This is a genomic window from Nonomuraea sp. NPDC049695, assembly GCF_040674955.1.
GTDB lineage: Bacteria > Actinomycetota > Actinomycetes > Streptosporangiales > Streptosporangiaceae > Nonomuraea > Nonomuraea helvata.
Genome location: NZ_JBFANV010000001.1, coordinates 97,127 through 118,014, shown reverse-complemented (window position 1 = coordinate 118,014; position 20,888 = coordinate 97,127). Strand labels below are relative to the sequence as shown.

Annotated in this window: 18 protein-coding genes; 9 read left to right on the top strand and 9 right to left on the bottom strand. The window is 70.5% G+C overall.

Going from position 1 to position 20,888, the window contains the following annotated elements; all coding sequences use genetic code 11:
- Window positions 1-7 precede the first annotated feature (7 nt).
- Complete coding sequence (locus AB0J64_RS00430) at window positions 8-1,324, top strand: HAMP domain-containing sensor histidine kinase (RefSeq protein ID WP_364018455.1); 1,317 nt, start codon at window positions 8-10, stop codon at window positions 1,322-1,324.
- Between the two features lie 10 nt (window positions 1,325-1,334).
- Here the strand turns inward: AB0J64_RS00430 and AB0J64_RS00425 are convergent, their stop codons facing one another.
- Window positions 1,335-2,447 carry a ferritin-like domain-containing protein gene (locus AB0J64_RS00425; RefSeq protein ID WP_364018453.1) on the bottom strand — a complete coding sequence of 371 codons (1,113 nt, stop codon included), beginning with the start codon at window positions 2,445-2,447 and terminating at the stop codon, window positions 1,335-1,337.
- 85 nt (window positions 2,448-2,532) lie between these two features.
- Between AB0J64_RS00425 and AB0J64_RS00420 the strand changes: the two genes are divergently transcribed.
- A complete protein-coding gene (locus tag AB0J64_RS00420; RefSeq protein ID WP_364018451.1) occupies window positions 2,533-3,180 on the top strand; it encodes a TetR/AcrR family transcriptional regulator C-terminal domain-containing protein in 648 nt (215 codons plus the stop codon).
- Between the two features lie 6 nt (window positions 3,181-3,186).
- Here AB0J64_RS00420 and AB0J64_RS00415 read toward each other — a convergent pair whose 3' ends face one another.
- On the bottom strand, window positions 3,187-3,744 hold the full coding sequence (locus tag AB0J64_RS00415) for an isoprenylcysteine carboxylmethyltransferase family protein (RefSeq protein WP_364018449.1): 558 nt from the start codon (window positions 3,742-3,744) through the stop codon (window positions 3,187-3,189).
- Window positions 3,745-3,855: 111 nt separating this feature from the next.
- Window positions 3,856-4,317, bottom strand: a complete 462-nt coding sequence (locus tag AB0J64_RS00410) for a lytic transglycosylase domain-containing protein (RefSeq protein ID WP_345002647.1) — start codon at window positions 4,315-4,317, stop codon at window positions 3,856-3,858.
- Window positions 4,318-4,741: 424 nt separating this feature from the next.
- Between AB0J64_RS00410 and AB0J64_RS00405 the strand changes: the two genes are divergently transcribed.
- On the top strand, window positions 4,742-5,227 hold the full coding sequence (locus tag AB0J64_RS00405; RefSeq protein WP_364018447.1) for a glutathione peroxidase: 486 nt from the start codon (window positions 4,742-4,744) through the stop codon (window positions 5,225-5,227).
- A gap of 264 nt (window positions 5,228-5,491) precedes the next feature.
- On the opposite strand, the gene AB0J64_RS00400 is transcribed toward AB0J64_RS00405, so the two are convergent.
- Window positions 5,492-8,242, bottom strand: a complete 2,751-nt coding sequence (locus AB0J64_RS00400) for an AAA family ATPase (RefSeq protein ID WP_364018445.1) — start codon at window positions 8,240-8,242, stop codon at window positions 5,492-5,494.
- A 70-nt stretch (window positions 8,243-8,312) separates the two neighbouring features.
- Here AB0J64_RS00400 and AB0J64_RS00395 point away from each other — a divergent pair, with 70 nt between their 5' ends.
- Window positions 8,313-8,843, top strand: coding sequence for an SDR family NAD(P)-dependent oxidoreductase (locus AB0J64_RS00395; protein ID WP_364018443.1), 531 nt, complete (start codon window positions 8,313-8,315; stop codon window positions 8,841-8,843).
- Between the two features lie 39 nt (window positions 8,844-8,882).
- Here AB0J64_RS00395 and AB0J64_RS00390 read toward each other — a convergent pair whose 3' ends face one another.
- The gene (locus tag AB0J64_RS00390) at window positions 8,883-10,880 is read right to left on the bottom strand and encodes a transposase (protein WP_364018441.1); all 1,998 of its coding nucleotides are present in this window, start codon (window positions 10,878-10,880) and stop codon (window positions 8,883-8,885) included.
- A gap of 339 nt (window positions 10,881-11,219) precedes the next feature.
- Here AB0J64_RS00390 and AB0J64_RS00385 point away from each other — a divergent pair, with 339 nt between their 5' ends.
- Both AB0J64_RS00385 and AB0J64_RS00380 read left to right on the top strand, forming a co-directional pair.
- On the top strand, window positions 11,220-11,459 hold the full coding sequence (locus AB0J64_RS00385) for an SDR family oxidoreductase (protein WP_364019172.1): 240 nt from the start codon (window positions 11,220-11,222) through the stop codon (window positions 11,457-11,459).
- A 14-nt stretch (window positions 11,460-11,473) separates the two neighbouring features.
- Complete coding sequence (locus tag AB0J64_RS00380) at window positions 11,474-11,881, top strand: hypothetical protein (RefSeq protein WP_364018439.1); 408 nt, start codon at window positions 11,474-11,476, stop codon at window positions 11,879-11,881.
- A gap of 6 nt (window positions 11,882-11,887) precedes the next feature.
- On the opposite strand, the gene AB0J64_RS00375 is transcribed toward AB0J64_RS00380, so the two are convergent.
- Window positions 11,888-12,946, bottom strand: coding sequence for a LacI family DNA-binding transcriptional regulator (locus AB0J64_RS00375; protein WP_364018437.1), 1,059 nt, complete (start codon window positions 12,944-12,946; stop codon window positions 11,888-11,890).
- 179 nt (window positions 12,947-13,125) lie between these two features.
- Between AB0J64_RS00375 and ugpC the strand changes: the two genes are divergently transcribed.
- A complete protein-coding gene (gene ugpC / locus AB0J64_RS00370; protein WP_345002654.1) occupies window positions 13,126-14,334 on the top strand; it encodes a sn-glycerol-3-phosphate ABC transporter ATP-binding protein UgpC in 1,209 nt (402 codons plus the stop codon).
- Window positions 14,335-14,467: 133 nt separating this feature from the next.
- Here the strand turns inward: ugpC and AB0J64_RS00365 are convergent, their stop codons facing one another.
- Together AB0J64_RS00365 and AB0J64_RS00360 are read right to left on the bottom strand one after the other, a co-directional pair.
- A complete protein-coding gene (locus AB0J64_RS00365) occupies window positions 14,468-15,217 on the bottom strand; it encodes an SDR family oxidoreductase (RefSeq protein WP_364018434.1) in 750 nt (249 codons plus the stop codon).
- Window positions 15,218-15,280: 63 nt separating this feature from the next.
- Window positions 15,281-15,616, bottom strand: a complete 336-nt coding sequence (locus tag AB0J64_RS00360; RefSeq protein WP_364018432.1) for a carboxymuconolactone decarboxylase family protein — start codon at window positions 15,614-15,616, stop codon at window positions 15,281-15,283.
- Between the two features lie 262 nt (window positions 15,617-15,878).
- Between AB0J64_RS00360 and AB0J64_RS00355 the strand changes: the two genes are divergently transcribed.
- Together AB0J64_RS00355 and AB0J64_RS00350 are read left to right on the top strand one after the other, a co-directional pair.
- The gene (locus AB0J64_RS00355) at window positions 15,879-16,559 is read left to right on the top strand and encodes a hypothetical protein (RefSeq protein ID WP_364018430.1); all 681 of its coding nucleotides are present in this window, start codon (window positions 15,879-15,881) and stop codon (window positions 16,557-16,559) included.
- Window positions 16,560-16,569: 10 nt separating this feature from the next.
- Window positions 16,570-19,578, top strand: a complete 3,009-nt coding sequence (locus tag AB0J64_RS00350; protein WP_364018428.1) for an AAA family ATPase — start codon at window positions 16,570-16,572, stop codon at window positions 19,576-19,578.
- Here the strand turns inward: AB0J64_RS00350 and AB0J64_RS00345 are convergent.
- The gene (locus tag AB0J64_RS00345) at window positions 19,561-20,805 is read right to left on the bottom strand and encodes a transposase (RefSeq protein ID WP_364018426.1); all 1,245 of its coding nucleotides are present in this window, start codon (window positions 20,803-20,805) and stop codon (window positions 19,561-19,563) included. The genes AB0J64_RS00350 and AB0J64_RS00345 overlap by 18 nt on opposite strands.
- Between the last annotated feature and the right edge of the window lie 83 nt (window positions 20,806-20,888).

Here is a 20,888-nt window from a genome sequence, read left to right as displayed (position 1 = left end):
ACGGACCATGGTGTTGGGCCGCTCCATCAGGGCCCGGATGACCATCGCGACGGTGGTGGTGTTCGGCGCCGTCGTCTTCGCACAGGTGCTGGCGATCTCGCTGACGTACCCGGTGCGGGCGCGGGCCGACCTCGTCGACCAGGCCGACGAGGCCAGCCGCCACCTCGCCGGAATCATCGGCGAGCACCGGTTCACCGGCCCGATCCCGCCCACGAAGGGCGTGGTCACCATGCAGGTCGTGGACCGCGGCGGACACGTGCTCGCCGCCAGCGCGGCGCTCGCCGGCCGGCCGCCCATCACCCGGGCCTGGCCGACCGGTCAGGACATGCGGGTCCAGGACAGGGTGTGCCCGCCTGACGGATGCATGGTCGTGGTGGGGATGCGCAACTCCGCCAGCGTGTACGGGTCCGTGGTCGCCTACGCCGCCATGCGCGAGCCGTTCCTGCTGCGCTCGCCGTTCCTGCCCGTGCTCCTGTCCGGCTCGGCGGCCCTGATCGTGGCGCTGCTGGGATGGGGCGCCTGGTACGGGACCGGCCGCGTGCTGGCCCCCGTGGAGCGGATCCGCTCAGGACTGGAACGCATCAGCGGCCAGGACCTGAGCCGGCGCGTCGACGTGCCCGGCACGCAGGACGAGGTCGCCCGGCTGGCCGCCACGGTCAACGACACCCTGGCGCGGCTGGAGGACGCCGTGGAAGGCAACCGGCGCTTCGTCTCGGACGCCTCCCACGAGCTGCGCTCGCCGATCACGGGCCTCATGATCCGGCTGGAGGCGGGGATGGAGAACCCGGACGCGGCCGACTGGCAGGCGGCGTACGACGACGCGCAGCGGCTGTCGGACATCGTGCACGACCTGCTGCTGATGGCCCGGCTGGACGCGGGGGCGGAGACGGCCGAAGAGCGGCTCGATCTGGGGGTGCTGGTCGAGGAGGAGGTCGCGCGGCGTCACTCGCGGCTCCCCCTGACCATGGACGTGGAGCCGGAGCTCTTCGTCCGCGGGAACCGGCTGCGGCTCTGCCGGGTGCTGACCAACCTCCTGGCCAACGCCGACCGGTACGGCGACACCCGGGTGTGGGTCTCCGCGCGGGGCGAAGGGAACCAGGCCGTGGTGGAGGTGCGGGACGACGGGCCGGGCATTCCCGTGGAGATGCGGGAGCGGGTGTTCGAGCGGTTCACCCGGCTCGACCAGACCCGGTCGCGCGACAGCGGGGGGAGCGGGCTGGGGCTCCCGATCGCCCGCGACATCGCCAGAGCCCACGGGGGGACGCTGGAGGTTGGCGACGGAGGGCCGCAGACCCGGCTCGTCCTGCGCCTGCCTCGCGATTAAGACGTGGGGATCAGGAGCTGCCCAGCTCGACGGTCTCCGCCACCTCGGCGTGCCGCTCGGCCTCCTCCTGCGCGAACCGCTCCGCGTCGAGCTTGTCGGCGATCTCCTCGTCCTGCCGCATCAGCGCCTCCAGGGACTGGCCGGCCATCTCCAGCACGCCCATCTCCGCGTACGCCTGCCGCAACCGCGGGCTCCACAGCCCGATGTCCTTCACGCACGGCACGATCCGGCTGAACAGCAGCGACCTGAACAGCTTCAGGTAGTCCGAGTGCTCCGTGGCCTCCATGGCCTCCTCGACCTCGGCCTTCGACAGGCCCAGGTTCTCCCAGGTCTCGCGTCCGCGCAGCCGGTCGCGCATCAGGTAGCAGCCCTCGATGACGAAGTCCTCGCGCTCGCGCCGCTCGCCCTCCGACAGGTTCCGGTAGTAGTCGCGCAGCGCCATCCGGCCGAACGCCACGTGCCTCGCCTCGTCCTGCATCACGTACGCGAGGATCTGCTTGGGCAGCGGCTTGGTCGTGATGTCGCGCATCACCCCGAACGCCGCCAGCGCCAGCCCCTCGATCAGCACCTGCATGCCGAGATAGGGCATGTCCCAGCGCGAGTCGCTCAGCGTGCTGTCGAGCAGGGCCTTGAGATGCTCGTTGATCGGGTACGCCAGGCCCACCTTCTCCTGGAGGAAGCGCGCGTACGTCTCGGCGTGGCGGGCCTCGTCCATCGTCTGCGTGGCCGCGTAGAACTTCGAGTCGAGGTCGGGGACCGACTCCACGATCTTGGCCGAGCAGATCATCGCGCCCTGCTCGCCGTGCAGGAACTGGGAGAACTGCCACGCCGCGCCGTGCCGCCGTACCTCCTTACGGGTCTGCTCGCTCATCCGCTCCCAGAGCGGGGTGCCGTAGATGGCGATGGTCTGGTCGGGGATGCCGAGGACGTCGTACGGATCGACCTCGATGTCCCAGTCGATGCGCTTGGTCGAGTCCCACTGCTTGTCCTTGCCCTTCTGGTACAAGGCCAGCATGCGATCTCTGCCGTCGTCGTACTCCCAGGTGAACCGGCTCGCGCCGGACATCTCGACGTCCCAGGTGGAGAGCTCGGTGGGGATGGTGTAGAGATCGTGCGTCGACATCGGACCTCCGAGGGGGGCTACGTACACCGTACGTCCACGCTGTGAGACTTGCACGTACGCCGTACGTGAGTCAATACAATGGACCATGCCCACGGAGCCACTGTCGCGGGGCCGCATCGTCGCCGCGGCCATCGACCTCATCGAACGCGAGGGCGCCGACGCGGTCTCCATGCGGCGCATCGCGGCCGAGCTCGGCGTCGGCGTGATGTCCCTCTACAACCACGTGCCCAACAAGGACGCCCTGCTCAACGGGGTGGCCGAGGCGGTGCTGAGCGAGATCGAGTTCACCGACGACCCCGACGCCCACTGGACCGATCGGGTGCGCACGCAGGCGCGGGCGTTCCGGCAGATCGCGCACGACCACCCGCGCTCCACCATGCTCGTGGTCAGCCGCCAGCTCCACTCCACGGCCGGGCTGCTGCCGGTCGAGCGGGCGCTCGCGACGCTGCGCAGCGCCGGGTTCGACGGGGCCGACGCGGTCAGGATGCTGCGGATGTTCATCGCGTACATCGTGGGCTCGCTGCTGCGGGAGGTCGGGGTGACGCCCACGTTCGCGCCTGTCCACAACCGTCTGGTCAAGGCCGAGAGCGTCGATCCGGCGCTCTTCCCCGAGGTCAGCTCGCTGGCGCCGCTGCTGGACCAGTGCGACCACGAGGCGGAGTTCGAGTTCGGGCTCGAGCTGCTGATCCAGGCGATCTCGGTGCACGCGGCGCGCCGGGAGGGCACGCGGTAGCGGCCCTCAATACACGAACGGTACGAGCCTGGCGGTGCGGCGCTGGTAGGCGGTGTACTCGTCGCCGAAGGTGTCGATCAGCAGCCGCTCCTCCGAGCTGATCCGCCAGCCGTAGGCGGCCAGCATGAGTGCGGCGACGGCGGCGAAGACGATCCAGTTGCCGCTGCCCACGCAGAAGCCCGTCCAGATCAGGAGGCTGCCGGCGTAGCCGGGGTGGCGGATGAGCCGGTACGGCCCCGCGGTGACCACCCGCTGATCGCCGGTCACGCGCAGGGTGCGGGTGTAGTACGCGCCGAGCGTGCTCATGCCCCAGGCACGTAGCCCGAGCCCGGCCGCCGTCATCGCGACGCCGATCCAGCGCGCTGCGACGGGCAGGCTTCCGACACCCGCCAGGCCCAGCACGATGATCAGCACGATGGCCAGGTTGTACGCGGCGACCAACAGCAGCGTGCTGCCCCGGTCGGTGTCGCCGCCGCTCGGGGCGTCAGTGCGGCGGCGTAGTGCGATCTCGTATCCCAGCCAGAGGAGAAGGCCGGCGATGGCGAGCCAGTTGGTGATCGGCACAGCGCCATCCTCGCCCAGGACTCCGGGCGGCCGTCAAGCAGATTCGGCCTCAGCGCAAAGAGGGAGGGCAACCGGCGGACGTTCGCCCCGGTTGCCCTCCGGTCATCGTGCTCAGTACCAGTTGTGCGATCTCCAATGTCCCCAGGCGCCGCAAGGCCTGCCGTACCTCCCCTTGATGTAGGCGAGTCCCCACCGGATCTGCGTCTCCGGGTTGGACTTCCAGTCGCTGCCGGCGCCCCGCATCTTGCCCCCGGGCAGTGCCTGCGGGATGCCGTACGCGCCGGACGAGCGGTTGTATGCGTGGTGGTTCCAGCCGCTCTCCCTGGTCCACAGGTTGTCCAGGCAGCGGAACTCCTGAAGGTTCCACGATCGCTGGACCACCTGGTCCAGCGCGATCCTCTTGTTCCTGTTGGGCATCGCCACCGGGATCTTGGGCTTTGCCGATGTCGTCCACGTCTTGGTCCTGACCACGGGCGGGCGCTTGGCCCAGGCCGCCGGGGTGTCGATCACGTTGATCGCGGTGAACGTGGTGACGAAGATGAGTGTGCCACTGAGGGCGCGTTTGCTGTCCAAGTCGATCCTAGCTATCGGGTCGCGTGCGGACAGGCCCGCATTCCCAGCGGCGCCCTTGCCGGTCCGCGTCCGTGGCTCGGGCGCGGAGGGTCCGCGCGGCCCCCCGGGAATCCGTAACCGCCCGATCATGCTGGGCGGCCCGGAGGGCGCCGCGACGTGTCCTCTAGCACGATTCCTATTACGGACCGTCACCGCTGGTCATACATCTCGACACGCGGTGGAGAGGTGTTTGCGTGATCGTTGCCGGCAAAAACCTCTCTCGCGGCCTCGCCCTTGCCCGCCCCGCCCCGCACCTGGGCCGCGCTTGCCGAAAGGCGCGACGAAATATGGGGTTTGCGCAAGCGCGAACAGCGGGTACACGGTCACGCTGCGTAGCGCCAGGGCGGCGGCCCGCGGCTCGGACGTCCTTCTGTAGGGTCGGGACATGAGCCTCAGTGACATCCAGCTCCGCACCCTCGACGACGCCCCCACCACCTTGGGGGAGCTGGCGGCCGGCAAGGCCGTGCTCGTCGTCAACGTGGCCTCGCGATGCGGCCTGACCCCGCAGTACAGCGCTCTGGTCCAGCTCCAGGAGCAGTACGGCCCCCGCGGCTTCACGGTGATCGGCATGCCGTGCAACCAGTTCGCCGGCCAGGAGCCGGGCACGGCCGAGGAGATCCAGGAGTTCTGCTCCACCACGTACGGGGTGGACTTCCCGCTGCTGGAGAAGGCCGACGTCAACGGCCCGGACCGGCACCCGCTCTACGCCGAGCTGACGCGGACGCCCGACGAGCAGGGCGAGGCGGGCGACGTCCAGTGGAACTTCGAGAAATTCCTCGTGGACCGGGACGGAAGGGCCGTGGCGCGCTTCCGTCCCCGCACCACGCCGGACGACCCGGCGATCACGTCGGCCATCGAGAAACTGCTCTGAAGCCTCACCGTACGGGCTGGTCCGCCGTGTGCGCGAGGACGGCCTCGGCCAGTTCCTCGTGCACCTCCGGCGGGAGGGTGCGCCCCATGCCCGCCACCATGAGCAGCCGCGCCCGGGGGATCCGGTCCGCATGATCACTCCGCCCTCACCGCCGCCGAGCGGCGACGAGCCGACGACGGTGAGCGTCCGCACGCGCTCCGGCCGCTCCACCGCGACCATCGGTCGCGGCGCCGAACTCTTCACTCCAGATGTTCGGTTGCATGCTCAAAGCATGTCCTGGGGAGTTACCGGTGCCTTCCGTAGAACTACCAGGCGCGCCAGTTCAGTACGGGTGCCGATGCCGAGCTTCGGATAGATCTTGTACAGGTGGTATTCGACCGTACGGGGGCTGAGGAAGAGCTGGGCGGCGATCTCCTTGCTGGACAGGCCGTCCGCGACCAGGCCCGCGATCCGCAGCTCCTGGGGCGTCAGCGCGTCGAGCGCGGCGTTGCGCGGGGCCTGCGCGCTCTCGCCCGCCGCCCGCAGCTCGCCCCGAGCCCGCCGCGCCCACGGCTCCGCGCCCGCCCCCTGGAACGTCTCGTACGCCGCCCGCAGGTGCCTGCGCGCCTCTCCAGGCCGCTGCGCCCGGCGCAGCCGCTCGCCCAGCAGCAGCCCGGTCCTGGCCGACTCGAAAGGGTTGACGTGCAGTCGCAGCGCCTCCTCGAAGGTGGCCGACGGCCCGTCGCCGGCGTCGTCGGCCGCCACCAGCGCGCGGCAGCGGGCGAGGAGCGCACGTGACTCCGGCGTGCCCGCGTGCGCCGACCAGCGCTCGTACGCCTCCAGCGCCGCCCGCGCCGCCTCCCGATCGCCCGCCCCCACGGCGGCCTCGATGCGGTCGGGCGTCGAACGCCACACCACCGTCGGATTTCCGGCCCCGGGACCGGCGGCCACGATCGCGGTGAAGCGCTCGTGCGCCGCGGTGTAGCGGCCCAGGCCCAGATCGAGCATGGCCAGCGCGTACGAGGCCACCCCGGCGCGCAGGCCCACCCGGTGGGGGATGGCGATGGCCAGCGCGTCCCGGGCGTACCGGCGGCAGGACTCCTCCTCGCCGCGCAGCGCCGCCACGGCGGCGAGGTTGGCCAGGTGCGCCGCCGCCGTGTTGGTGTATCCGGCCTCGCGGGCCAGCTCGAGCCCCTCCTCCGCGATCGCCTGGCTCTCGGCGAGCCGCCCGGCCAGCCGCTCCGCCGTGGCCACGAACTCCAGCACCACGGGAAGCTGGCCCACCATCCCCGACATCCTGGCCAGCCGCCCGGCCCGCTCGACCAGCTCGGCCGACAGGTCGGCCTCGCCCAGGGAGCTGGCCGCCGCCGACGCCCACATGAGCTCCGCCGGCTCGCCCAGCTCCGCCACCTGCCCGAGCGCCCGTCTGAGCAGGTCGTGCCCGCCGGCGCCGTCGAGCATCGCGCCGATGCCCACGACCACGTCGCGCAGGAACCCCTCGGGGAACGCCGCCGCCTGCCGCCCGATCTCCACGATGGCCGCCGTGTCACCCACGTACGAGGCCGCCTCCGCCGCGTCGGCCAGCATGCTCAGGCTCTCGCCCGACCGCAGGATCCGCACGGCCTCGGCGGCGTCCCCGGAGTTGAGCTCGAACCGTCCTCGCAGCTGGGCCAGCTCCATCGACAGCGCGGCGTTCGAGCCCGCGTGCTCGCGCGCCTCGGCCAGCAGGGACTCCGCCTGGCCGGGCCGGCCTCCGAGCCAGGCGTTCACGGCGGCGTCCTTGAGGCGTCCGGCTCGGGTGAGAGGCGAGGGGGTGAGCTCGGCGGCCCTGGCGAGGGCGGTGGCGGCGTCGCCGTAGCCTCCGCGGTCGCGGGCCCGCGCCGCGCTCTCGGCCAGCGCGGCGGCGACGGCCTCGTCAGGGCCGAGGGCGGCCTCGGCCAGGTGCCTGGCCCGGCGGTCGCCGTCCGTCAGCTCCGCCAGGGCCGCGTGCGCCTCCCGGCGGGCGGCGGGGGCCGCGCTCTCGTACACCGCCGACCGGACGAGGGGGTGGCGGAAACGTACGTGCCCGCCCGAGGCCGTCGCCAGTCCGGCGGCCTCCAGCTCGTCCAGCGCCGCCCGGCTCGCGCCCAGCCGGTCGGCGGCGCGGAGCACGAGATCGAGGTCGCCTTCGACGGCGGCCACGAGGGCCAGCAGCCGTGCCGGGGCGGACAGCGCGGCCACCTGCTCGCCGAAGAGCTGCCTCCCGCCGGGCAGCGGGTCGGGGAGCGGCTCGCGCCCGGCGAGCTGTCCGGGCGTCAGCCGCCCGACCGTCTCGCGCAGGGCCAGCGGGTTGCCCCCGGTCAGCACGACGAGGTCGCGCCGCACCCGCTCAGAAACCGCGCCGCCGTCTTGTTCCCGCCCGAAGCCGCCGTCCTTTTCCCGCCTGGCGTCGCCATCCTTTTCCCGCCTGGCGTCGCCGTCCGTCGTGGTCCGCGCCGAAAGGAGCTCGGCGGCGGCGGCGTCGTCCAGGCCGCCGACGGTCACCGACGGCAGCCCCTTCACCGGCGCGTCCCCGCGTACGGCGAGCAGCATCGCGACGCGCTCGGTGCCCAGCCGCCTGGCCGCGAACAGCAGCGCGTCGGCCGACGCCCGGTCCACCCACTGGAAGTCGTCGACCACGCAGATCAGCCCGTCCGGCACCGCCGCCTCGGCCAGCAGCGACAGCACCCCGGCCGCCAGCAGGAACCGGTCGCCGGACGCCGCCAGCCCGAGCGCGCCGCGCACGGCGTCGCGCTGCGGCTCCGGCAGCGTGTCCAGCAAGCCCATCACCGGCCGCAGCAGCTGGTGCAGCGCCGCGAACGCCAGGTCCGACTCCGGCTCCACGCCGGTGGTCCTGAGCACCCGCATGGCGCCGCCCCGTGAGGCGGCCAGGTCCAGCAGGGCCGTCTTGCCCACGCCCGCCTCGCCGCGCAGCACCAGAGCGCTCCCACTGCCGCCGAGCGCCCGGGCGATCACGTCATCGAGTGCGGCGATCTCCACCGCCCTGCCGTAAAGCACAACAGAACACTGTATTGCCGGCTCACAAAACCCTTCGACGCCGGAACCGGGCATCGGAGAGGATGACCGGATGGAGTCGAGGGTTGCCATCGTGACCGGCGTGAGCAGGCGGATCGGCATCGGGTACGCCATCGCGCAAGAGCTGCTCGCCACCGGTGCCAGAGTGCTGGTGCAGTCGTGGACCCCGCACGACGCCGAGATGCCGTGGGGCAGCGATCCCGCGGGCATGGACGGCGTGCTGGAGTCGCTGGGCGGCGTCGGCGACCGGTTGCACCACGTCGAGGCCGATTTCGCCGAGCCGGAGGCGCCCGCGTGGGTGATGGAGCAGGCGGTCGCCAGATTCGGGCACGTGGACGTGCTGGTCGCCAACCACGCGCGCAGCTGCAGGCAGTCGCTGGAGGAGCTGACGGCCGCCGAGCTGGACCTGTCGTGGGCGGTGAACGCCCGGGCCAGTGCGCTGCTGACGAAGGCGTTCGCGGCCCAGCACGACGACCGGCGTCCAGGCGGGAGGGTCATCCTGTTCACCTCCGGCCAGCACCTGGCCCCGATGCCGGGCGAGCTGCCGTACGCGATCAACAAGGGCGCGAGATCCAGCAGATGACGCTCAGCGTCTTGAATTCTCTATAGTCCCCTGAAGGAGTCAGGCAACTCGGACAAGCGTAACCTGGCCCACGCCACCCCTGCGCACGGCAAGTGCGAGCACAGGGGTGGCGTGGGCGCGGTGGAAGCCGGTCCGGTGGTGAGAATTCCTGTCATGCCCTGTCCGGGACGGCTGGTGCCGTTGCGGCTGGGGTGCATGGCCCGCCGGACGCTGTCCACTCCTTGCGGGGAGTGGGGCGGGCACCGTGCGCCGGTCGGGCACACGGCTGGAGGTCATCGACGTGGTCGCCGCGTTCGTCACATTCGTTGTGGTGCGGGCCGGTCGTTTGGGGGTGGGACGGTTCTTGGATCTGTCCCGTGCGGCCGGGCGGGGATGTAGGTCGGTTCGGGTGCGGCGGGCGCGCCGGGCCGCCCTGGTGGGCCTGCGGGCCGGGCGGGCGCGGGCCACGTTGCCCTCCACCACCGTGGGGATGGTGCGGGCGCCGGTGGCGCGGTGGGTGCGGGTAGCGTCTTGGCCGAGCAGGCCGCGCGCGAGAATCCGCTCGGCCGCCGCCCAGTCCCGGTCACAGGAAAGACCACAGGCGGGGCAGTAGGCCCATGCCCAGCCCCGCTCGCCAAGCCGATCAGGGGCCGGGCAGTGCCGCAACAGCGACGTGCCGTCCCCGCAGCGGGGACAGCATTTGGAGGTGCCACGCGCGGGGACGGTGACCACGGCGATGGTGTGCTTGGCCGCCAGATGCCGGATCGCCTCGACGATCTGCCCGCGCACCTGCCCCGACAGCCGCGCGTTCGCTCTCCCCCGGCGCCCGCGCGCTTCCAAGGTGGCCAGGTCCTCCAGGTAGATCACCGTCGCTCTGGCGGCGACGGCCTGGTCGACCGCCCAGCGTGCCGCCGACCAGGCCAACGCCTTGTTCAGGTTGCGGATACGTGCACACACGCGCTCATGCTCGACCCCGATGATCCGATAAGCCGTGCTCAGCTTGGCGAACCTGGGATCGGCTTCGGTGATCCCGGTCAGGAGCCGTTCCTGGTGGCGGTGTTTGGCGGTCAGGTGCTCGCGCTCCGTCCGTAGCCGGTGCAGCTTGGCCGAGACCCCGCTGGCGTCGTAGACCAGCGGCCGCCCATCGCTGAGCACCCGGCCTCCGGTCAGGCGTCCGGTCACACCGGTCAGGAGCGTGTTGACGCCCCAGTCGAACCCACATGCGACCACGTGACCGGTGGCGGGCGCGACCTCGATCGGAATCTGGAACGGCAGATCGAGGCGCACCCGGCCGTTTTTCACGCGCAGGGTGGGCGTGCACAGTGTCGCCTGCGGCGGGACGGTCGGCGGCAGGGTGATCGGCAGCACGTGCCAGGCCCAGTCCCGGCGCGAGGCGGGAGACTCGTTGAGCGGAAGCCGTACCCGCAGGCGGGCACTGCGGGGGCCGGTGCGCTCCAGGGTGGCCAGTTGCCGGTCGGCCGCGGCCAGCACGATCTGCGCCGCAACGTTCGGGGGTTCCTCCAGGTCGGTCAGGTCGGCCGGGAACGCGTCATGCTCGTCCCGGTAGGTGAGGATCTGCCGGGTCCGGTTACGGATGTCCGCCGCGCCCACCCCGTCCGGCAGCAGCGCGCGTAGCGCCTGCCACTCGGCATGCGTCCGCGCCCGCAGGTCGGCCGGCCAGGTCGCCACGATCGCCGCCACCAGACGGCGCCGATGCAGCGCCAGCCGCAACATCCGAGCGGCTTGCTCCTGCACGCATCGCAGCACCCGATCGCACACGTACACGCCCGGCCCCGGGCCCAGGCCCCAGCCCAGCCGGCGCACGGCCATCCAGCCCTTCGTTGGCAACGCCCGCCCATCCAGCCCCACCCCGGACGCCAGCGCATCCAGATCCGCCGCAGACCACCGTGCCGCGACCAGGGGGGTGGTCAGATCCTGCGCCAGGCCGGTCAACCAGCCGACCCGCCGCGCCAGCAACTCCTGGGGGACGATCTCGCTGGTCTTTTCCACCATTGCGGTGTGGGCGGTGCAGGGGGCGGTCGCGGTGAGTGTGCTCATGCACCGCTCCCTGTCCGGAGGCGGCATCGATGTGTGGGGTCGCACGTGCTGCACTCTGCTCACCCCGCCTTCCGCACGATTTGTGACTGTCATGTTACCAACAGTTTGCATCCTGGGATAGAACGTTTGAGCGATAAACTCCGACGGACACCTTGCTCGCCTGAGCTCATTGAGGGACCGAATCCGCACTCAAACCACAAGGACCGCTTCTTGGCCGCGCGGCACCGCACCCTGGCCTATGCCTGCCGGATCACTCTCCGGCCGCCCAACTTCAGCAACCCGTACGGATCATGTCAGCACTTGAGGTTTTCATAGCGAATATGAGGAACGGTTCGTACCCTGGCCGACGCGCTCGCGGGCCGGGGCATCACCGTCAACACCGTCAACCCGGGACCGGTCGACACCGGCTGGGCCGACCCCGAGCTCACCCGGCACGTCGGCCGGGCCCTGCCGGCGGGGCGCTGGGGGCGGCCGGAGGAGGTGGCCCGGCTGGTCCGCTGGCTCGCCTCGGATGAGGCGGCCTGGATCACCGGGCAGGTGATCAACTCCGAGGGCGGGTTCCGGCGCTGGGTCTCGTAAAGCAGAATGATCGTGTGGCGGATGTCATCCAGGCCGAGCGCATGCCGGCCGCCATGCCGGCCACCGTGCGGGCCGCCAGGTTCGTCCTGACCCTCCAGGTGGCGTTCGGCATCGTGGGCGTCGCCTTCGTCGGCGCCATCGTCTTCGCCTCCGTGGGTGCCGCACCCATTCTGCTGATGGTGCTCTTCCAGGCCGCGATCACGGCGCTCCAGGGCTGGCTGGTCTCCCGCTGGCCGTCACGGAGGAGGCTGGTGCGCTGGGGCGCCGTCGCCGTCGAGGTGGTCTCGGCGGGTGCCGCGCTCGCGATTGTCGCGATCGACGGCGACCTCCGCTGGGCCGCCTTGCTGCCCCGCGTGCTCTTCCCGCTGGCGGTCGTCATCCCGCTGCTCACGCCCCCGGCGGGACGGTGGTTCGACCGCTGACCGCCGTTACCGGCGCGGGCCGCAGCTGCCCCTGATGATGAGCTCCGTCGGCAGGATCACGCTGCGCGGTCTCCTGGATCCCGCCCGGAGCACGAGCTCCGCCGCCCGGTAGCCCATGTCCCTGCCCGGCTGGGCGATCACCGTCAGGGGAGGGGCGCACAGCTCGGCCCAGGGCACGTCGTCGTACATCACCAGCGACACGTCCCTCGGCACCCGCAGGTCCAGCTCCCTGGCCGCCAGCACCGCCGCCTCCCCCAGCACGTTGCCGCCGGCGACCACGGCCGACAGGTCGGGGCGGGTCTGGAAGAGGCCCGAGGCGGCGGCGTAGGCGGAGTCGCGGCTGCCGGTGCCGAACACGACCAGCTCCTCGTCCACGGGCGCCCCCACCGCCTCCCTGAACGCGGCCACCCGGCGGTCGTGGCCGGGCCCGCCGAGGAACGCGATGCGCCTGTGGCCCAGCCCGCGCAGGTAGCGCACGGCCGTGCGGATGCCGGCCCGGTCGTCCGCCAGCACGGCGGGCACGTCCAGCGGGCGGGTCTGCGGGGCGGGGGAGAGGCCGTCGAGGGCCATGAGGTCGGCGATGGCCGCCGCCCCGACGTCCTCGTGGGACGACTGGACCGGGAGGCGGTCGGCGAAGACCACCGTCATGCCCGCGCGGATCGCGGGGGCCCAGGTCTCCGCGTCGCCCGACGGCACGGCTATCAGGCGGTCCACGCTCTGCTCCAGGAGCATGCCGATCAGATCGGCCTCCTGCTCCGGGTCGCCGCCCGTGGAGCCGAGCACGACGGGCTCGCCGGCCGATCGGGCGCAGGCGAGCACGCCCTCCGCCAGCTGGCCGTAGAAGGTGTCCGTCAGGTCGGGGACGAGCAGGCCCATGCCGCCTGTGCGGCGTTGGCGCAGGTTACGGCCCAGGGCGCTCGGGCGGTAGTCGAGCTGGGCGGCCACGGCCAGGACGCGATCCCTGGTCGCCGGGCTGGCCGAGCCGCCCGACAGCACCCGGGACACGGTCGCGACGCCCACACCCGCCGCCTCGGCCACGTCCTTGATCGTCGCCCGCTTCTCCATGGAAACGATTCCATCATGGTTTCCGGGAAACGGGAAGTCACGGAATCCACAACGGCTGGTCACGCGGTAACCCTTGACACCGATGTCCGTTTCGGGTGAGATGCTTGAAAACGTATCCACGTGAGTGGGTCACGGCAATACCATCCGGGCACCCCCGCCCTGGAGCGCGAAGGAATGTCATGGCATCCATCGTTCTGACGAACGTCGACAAGGTCTACGCCGGTGGCGTAAAGGCCGTGAACGGGCTCAACCTTGAGATCAAGGATGGCGAGTTCATGGTGCTGGTCGGCCCCTCCGGTTGCGGTAAGTCGACCGCGCTCCGGATGATCGCGGGCCTCGAGGACATCAGTGGCGGCGAGATCGCCATCGGCGACAAGGTGGTCAACCACCTGCCGCCCAAGGACCGCGACATCGCGATGGTCTTCCAGAACTACGCGCTCTACCCCCACATGACGGTCGAGGAGAACCTCGCCTTCGGCCTCAAGCTCCGCAAGATGCCCAAGGCGGAGATCTCCAAGCGCGTCAACGAGGCCGCCAAGATGCTCGGCCTCGAGACCTACCTCAAGCGCAAGCCGGCCGCCCTCTCCGGTGGTCAGCGCCAGCGTGTCGCCATGGGCCGCGCCATCGTGCGTGAGCCGCAGGCCTTCCTCATGGACGAGCCGCTGTCCAACCTCGACGCCAAGCTCCGCGTCTCCATGCGCGCCTCGCTCAACACGCTGCACGAGCGCCTCGGCGTCACCACCGTGTACGTCACCCACGACCAGGTCGAGGCCATGACCCTCGGCGACCGCGTCTGCGTGCTCCGCGACGGTCTGCTCCAGCAGGTCGACACCCCGCAGAACCTGTTCGACAAGCCGGTCAACCTGTTCGTGGCCGGGTTCATGGGCTCGCCCTCGATGAACTTCGTCACCGCCGAGCTCGTCCGCGACGGCGGCGCCGCCGTGACCTTCGCCGACATCAAGCTGTCGATCCCCGACTCGACCTTCTCCGAGAAGCCGGGCCTCGACCAGTACATCGGCAAGAAGATCATCCTCGGCATCCGCCCGTCCGACTTCGAGGACGCGGCCTCCGCCGGCAACCACGCCAACGGCTGGGCCACGCTGCCGGTCAAGGCGGAGGTCACCGAGGAGCTGGGCTCCGAGATCAACGTGCTGTTCCTGATCGACGCCCCGCCGGTCGAGCACGCCGACACCACGGCCGCGCAGGACAACGACGACGACGAGGCGGCGCTGCCGCTGGTGGGCGACAAGTCCCTGTGGACCGCCCGCGTCAACGCCCGCAGCCACGTCCGTCCCGGCCAGAACATCGACCTGGTCGTCGACACGCACAACCTGCACTTCTTCGACCCGGCCAGCGGCCTCGCGATCGGCCACGAGGCCAACCGCTAAACGCCACTGTCTTCTCGTTCCCGGTCGTGAGCCCAGCTCACGGCCGCTCGGGCCCCCACCGCGACCCCCTCCCGCGGCGGGGGCCCGTTCTCTTCGCCGCCGCCGCGGCAGGATCCGGTAATCCGGTACGGCCTCAGCGGCCGAGGCTCGCCGACACGCGGGACTGCACGCTGCGCGGCACGTACTTGCCGAGCGCCACGATGGCCTTGTAGCGCAGGTCGGGCACCGACACCCGCTTGCCGAGCGCCAGATCGCGCATCGCCTCCCGCACCACGTCGTCGGCCTTCAGCCAGAGGAAGTCGGGGATCCCCGACGTGTCCATCGAGGCCCGCTGGTGGAACTCGGTCCGCACGAAGCCGGGGCAGAGCGCCATGATCTTGATGCGCGGGTTGCCCACCTCGTTCGCGGCGGACTCGCTGAAGTTCACCACCCACGCCTTGGACGCGCTGTACGTGCCGTGTGTGAAGAACGCCGCCACGGACGCCACGTTGACGATCGCGCCCCGGTCGCGCTCCCGCATGCCGGGCAGCGCGGCCAGGGTCAGCCTGAGCACGGCCTCGCAGTGCACCTTGAGCATGCGCGTCTCGTCCTCGACGGGCACCTCGGTGAAGCGGCCAGGGTGTCCGAAACCGGCGTTGTTCACCAGCAGGTCGACGCCGTCGGCGACCCTGGACTCGACCCTGGCCAGCCCCTCCTCGGTGCCGAGGTCGGCGGGCAGCACCTCGGCGGCGACCCCGTACCTGAGCTTGAGCTGGTCGGCGCTCTCGGAGAGCCGGTGCTCGTCGCGGGAGACCAGGACGAGTGAGAAGCCGTCGGCGGCCAGCCGCCGGGCGAAGGCGGCGCCGATGCCGGAGGCCGGTCCGGTGATCAATGCGGTAGGCATGCCAGAACCCTAACGCCGTGCGCGAGGGCGGCGCGTCCCGCCACGACGGCGACTTGTACGCGCTCAGCCCGCGGGGCCCTCTGTGTCGGATCGAGCCCGCCTGACCCGCTCGATCAGCTCTTCGACCTGGTCGTTCAGCTTGCTGCCCCGGGCCCAGCCCGCGTAGTGCGTCAGGAAGACGACCACCTCGCGCAGCTCCGTCTCGGTGAGCTCTCCCGCCCGCAGCGCGGCGTCGAGGTGGAGGTCCGCCTGGTCGTGGAGCCCCTGGCCGACGAGCAGCCCGAGAAGGAGCAGGCGACGTTCCTTCACCGAGAGGACCTCCCTCGACCAGAGATCGGCGAACTGCCGTTCCGCGGTCAGCCCGAAGGAATCGACGGTCTCCATTGCCGGTTCTTTCATCGCGCGCTCCCGGGGCGGTCGGAAGGGATCCTCATATCTTTCGCTACTTCCTGAGTTGAACCAATGGGGGTTGCATGAACGTTGTAGTCATCCCCCGTCACGGACCGCGACGCCCCGGCCACGATGACCGAAATTGATCTGTAACAAGTAAAGCCAATGGACGGCCAAGATTTGGTCAAGATTTTTAACCGTGCGCCGGGCTCATTCAGCCTGAAAGCGGGCACAACAACTCCGTTGGTCCGTAAAGCGGAGGTAAGCCCTGGTGAAAAAGGCACGGGGTTTGATCGCGGTCACGGTCGCGATCCTGATGCTGTCCGCGTGTGCCGGACAGCCCGATTTCCACTACGTACGTGACAGGGCCGGCACCACCTACTTCAAGGTGCCCTCCTCGTTCACGCAGCTCAACGCCGATCCCATCGAGTCGTATCTGTCCGGCGACCACCCGAACTCGGCGGCGGCGCTGGTCCGGGCCCAGCGGGTCTGGTCGACAGCCTTCGACCAGTCCGCGGAGCCGTCGGTCGACCATCTGCTCGGCTCGACGGATCCGTTCGTCTACGCCACCGTGCACCAGCTCACGGAGGAGCAGCGGGACGCGATCTCGCTGAACAGGCTGCGCGACTTCGTGCTGCCGGTGACGGATCAGGTGCGTGAGCTCTACACGCAGCAGGCCGCGGCGACGGGTCAGCCGCCGATGTTCCGGAACTTCGAGCTCCTCAACGACGAGGTCCTGACCCTGGACGACGGCGCCAGGGGGGTCCGGGTCCGCTTCAACTACCAGATCGGCAACGACGTCCAGACGTTCGACCACACCGCCATCCTCGACGAGAAGGGCGCCACGGTCTCCGTCATGCTCATCGGCTGCCAGTCCGTCTGCTTCAGGAAGCGCGCCGCCGAGTTCGACAAGATCGAGAGTACGTTCAAGCTGCTCCGGCTGCCTGGATGAGGGAGCACCATTGACCACGACCATTCCCCATGAAGGGCTGCGTGCCCCCGGCAGCGGGCCCTCCGATCCCGAATCCGTGACCAGGAAGAAGATGCAGTTCTGGGATCGGAGCAAGTTCCTCATCGCCCTGGTGGCCGCGTACCTCATCCTCACCTGGAAGGTGATGGCCGACTTCGCGGGCGTCGCCACGTTCCCCGAGGCCGCGCAGGCGATCGCGTACGCGTACCAGTGGATCTTCTGGCTGCTCGGCGTGGAGGTCGTGCGCCAGCTGCACTTCTTCGTCAGCGAGCACTGGTCGGCCTACCACCGATTCTGGAGTCACCGGGTCTTCGGCGGGTTCGAGCGCTGGACGCACCGCCGCTTCGACGACTGGACGAGATACCGCCTCTCGCGCGCACTCAAGGTCGCCTTCTTCATCGTGCTGACCGCGCTGGTGCTGGGAGCGGTGCTGGACGTCAGCCCGTTCATGGCGGTGATGCAGGCGCCGACGCTGCTCTGGAACGCGATGCCGTTCCTGATCCAGATCGTCTTCCTGTTCTTCGTGGTCATCATCCAGTTCGTGGGCCTGTTCTGGTTCCTGTCCAGGGGCGGTGTGGAGACGTACTTCCCCGACGACATCAAGACCCGCTTCCAGGACGTGTGGGGGCAGGACCACGTGGTCGAGCGCGTCCGGGAGAACATCGTCTTCCTGGAACGCCCCGACGAGATCGAGCGGCGCGGCGGGTACGTCCCCAGCGGCCTGCTGCTGTGGGGGCCGCCCGGCACCGGCAAGACCCTCATGGCCGAGGCCGTGGCGGGCGAGACGGGCAAGCCGTACGTGTTCGTGGATCCGGGCGCGTTCACGAACATGTTCATGGGCATCGGCATCCTGAAGGTCAAGTCGCTGTTCAGGAAACTGCGCAAGCTGGCTCTCAGGTACGGCGGCGTGATCGTCTTCTTCGACGAGGCCGACTCCCTCGGCAAGCGCGGCCGGCTCGCGCAGCAGGGTCCGCCCGGACAGGGCGGCTTCTCCGGGCTGTCGGGCTCCCACGGTTGCCACGGGCTCAACTACCTGTCCGAGGAGACCCGCCAGATGCTGGCCTTCCGCGGCGCCCGCGGCGCCGATGAGGAGCCGGGCCGGCGCAACCGCTTCGTCATGGGCGGCGGCATGATGAACAGCGGCGACCCCGGCACGCTGCAGGCCCTGCTCACCGAGCTGTCCGGGCTCAAGAAGCCGCGCGGGTTCTTCAACCGGCTCGTGCGCCGGGTGCTCGGCATGCGGCCCAAGCCGCCGCCCAAGTACCGCATCCTCGTCATGATGGCCACGAACCGGCCCGACGCCCTCGACGAGGCGCTGCTGCGGCCGGGCCGTATCGACCGCATCTACAAGGTCGGCTACCCGTCCAAGGCAGGCCGGGTCCGTACGTACCAGGGCTATTTCGACAAGGTGTGGCATGAGCTGACCCCGGAGCAGATCGACAAGCTGGCCACGATCACCCCGTACGCCACCGGCGCCACGATCAAGGACCTGGTCAACGAGTCCCTGATCACCGCCATCAGGGACGGGCGCGAGGTCATCACCTGGTCGGACGTGCTGCGGGCCAAGCGGCTCAAGCAGCTCGGCCCGCCCGAGGACGTCGAGTACATCGAGCGCGAGCGGCACGCCGTGGCGGTGCACGAGGCGTGCCACGCCGTCGTGGCGTACGTGACCCGCTTCCACCTCGAGATCGACATCGCCACCATCGAGAAGGGCGCCGACTACCTGGGCATGGTCGCCTCGATCAAGCCGGAGGACCAGTTCACCAGGTGGAAGTCCGAGCACGAGGCCGACATCATGGTCTCCCTGGCCTCGCTGGCCGGCGAGCGGATGTTCTTCGGCGAGGACAACTCCTCCGGGGTCTCCGGCGACCTGTACTCGGCCACGTACCTGACCGCCATGATGGAGTCGTACTGGGGGATGGGCACCGGCGTCACCTCGCTGCCCGCACTCCAGGAGCTGGAGATCATGGGCGGCAAGGCGATGCGCAAGTCCCGCCCAGGCGGCTCCATCGGCATCACCGAAAGGGAGCCGGCCAGGCGCGACCAGGACCTGACCCCCGACGTGCTGGGGGAGCGGATCGAGTTCAACCTGGTGCGGCTGCTGGAGAAGACCCAGGAGCTGCTGGAGGAGCACCGCAGGGAGGTGCTCTGCGTGGCGCACGCGCTGGAGACGCACAAGACGCTCAACGGCGACGACGTGGTGGCGATCATCCGCAGGGAGCCAGGTCCGCTCATCGACGGCACGATCTACGGCTCCGACGAGCTCTACCACGAGCTGGAGGACTACCACCGCGACGCGGCCAGGGCGCACAAGGAGCACAGCCACATCGAGCGGGAGCTGCCCGGGCCGGCCGAGGAGCCGGTGGAGCTGCAGCCGGTCGCCTACGGTGGTTCCGGCGGCCACGCCGTCCAGCTGACGGTGCCGCCGGCCCCGGTGATCCAGGCGTCGCCCGTCGTTCCCATGGTGGCCGCTTCCGCCGTCCCTGCCGGGGCCGTCGAGCCGTCCGACCGGCCCGAGTTCGTGCCGTGGGCGGCGGCGTCCCCGCCCCCGCCCGCGCCTGTGTCCGTCGTGGTCGGCCCGCCCACGGACGCTCCCGCCCCGCCGCCCGCCCCGGCTTCCGGGCGGCGCCGGCGTGCGGGCCGGGTCTGGCTGGTCGTCGCGAGCCTGCTGGGGCTGGTGGCGCTGTCCATCATCGCGGCGCTCGCGGTCACGGGCACGGTGGCGGGCGGCGGCCCGAACGCGACGGCCTCGGCCGTGGCCTCGCCTGGGCTGCTGCTCCTGCTGTTCGTGGTGGTCGTCGCGGTGATCGTGGGGGCCGGGCTCGCTCTCGTGGCCATCAAGGGGGTACGCGCCGCGCAGGCCAAGGCCGAACGCGAACGCGACCAGGCCCACGCCCGTGCCCAGCTCCTGGCCGCGGCGATGGACCCGGACACGGCCATGCGGCTGCTCGGCTACGACGGCAACGGGACGGAGGGACGTACGTCAACGACCCAGGGCTGAAGCCCTGGGTTTGCGCCTCGCGGTCCGGTCTGGCTGACCGGCTCGGGACGCATTGAGCCCGCTTTCCACGGCGGGTTCGTTGGGCATGTTGACGAATGCCCACACCGTGCTCGCGCGTCGGGAGACGTTGAGCGCGGCGATGTGGTCGGCCGGTCCAGCGAACCCGCACGACCCACAGCGAAAGCTGTCCCTGCTGGGACGGTTTCCTCGCCCGGTGTGCCCGCACCAGCGGTTCGGGCACATCTGCGAGGTGTAGGCCGGATCCACGTGCACGAAGGCGACACCGGCGCGATGTGCCTTGTACGCGAGGAACTCGCCCAGTTGGTGGAACGGCCAGGACGAGAGCGTGGCCCGCTGGGATGGCCAAAGCCGTACCCGGTCGCGGATCCCCGCCAGTTCCTCGACGGCGATGCCGCGTCCGGTGCGCTGCGCATCGGCCACGATCTCGTTGGCGATCACATGATTGGTGTGGGCGGCGAAACGGCGCTCGCGCTTGGCGCGCCGCTTCAGCTTCCGGCGGGCGGACTTGGTGCCGCGCGCCTGCAACTCGGCCCGCACCCGGGCCATCCGGCGGCGGTAGCGGGTGAGCTTCTCACCGCTGTAGTTGATGCCGTCGCTGGTGGTGGCCAGGTTGACGATCCCCCGGTCCACCCCGATCCACCCCACCGGCTCAGCATTGAGCAGGGCTTGGGGGATCTCACAGGTGGCGAGCAGATACCAGACACCATCACGCAGCAGCAGATCCGACTCGCCCCGCCGGTAGGCGGCCAGTGTCTTGAGCTGGGTGGGTGAGCCGGTGAAGGCGATGTTCTTCACCCGGCCGCGCACGGTCCAGATGGACACGGTGCGGGCGTCGTGCAGCCAGGACAGGCAGCGGTCGTCGAACGGGTGGGCGGCCTCGGCCCGGAAGGCGATCGGCTTGGAGGTGGCCTGACGCCGCCGCCCGCCCGTCAGCCGGCCGTTGCGGATCAGCCCCCGCAGGGTCGTGTAGGCGTCGACCACCTTTTTGATCACGTGCTGGGCCTGCTGTGCCCCGAGCCCGGCGGCTTTCAGCTCGCCGTAGACGCGGCGGCGCAGGCCGAAGATCTGGAAGGTCCTGGTATGGAAGGCGAGCTGGGAGACCTGGTTGGCGGCCTGGTTGAGCTGGTGCAGGGTCGCCTCCAGCGCCTCGGCCTGCTCAGGCGTAGGCAGAAGCTTCACCTGCACCACCAGTTTCACGTCGAACATACTATCGTGTGACCCAGGTCACCGAGAGAGGAAACCGAACCCCGATATTCCACAAGGCCGCACCGTGGTCCACAGCCTCCATG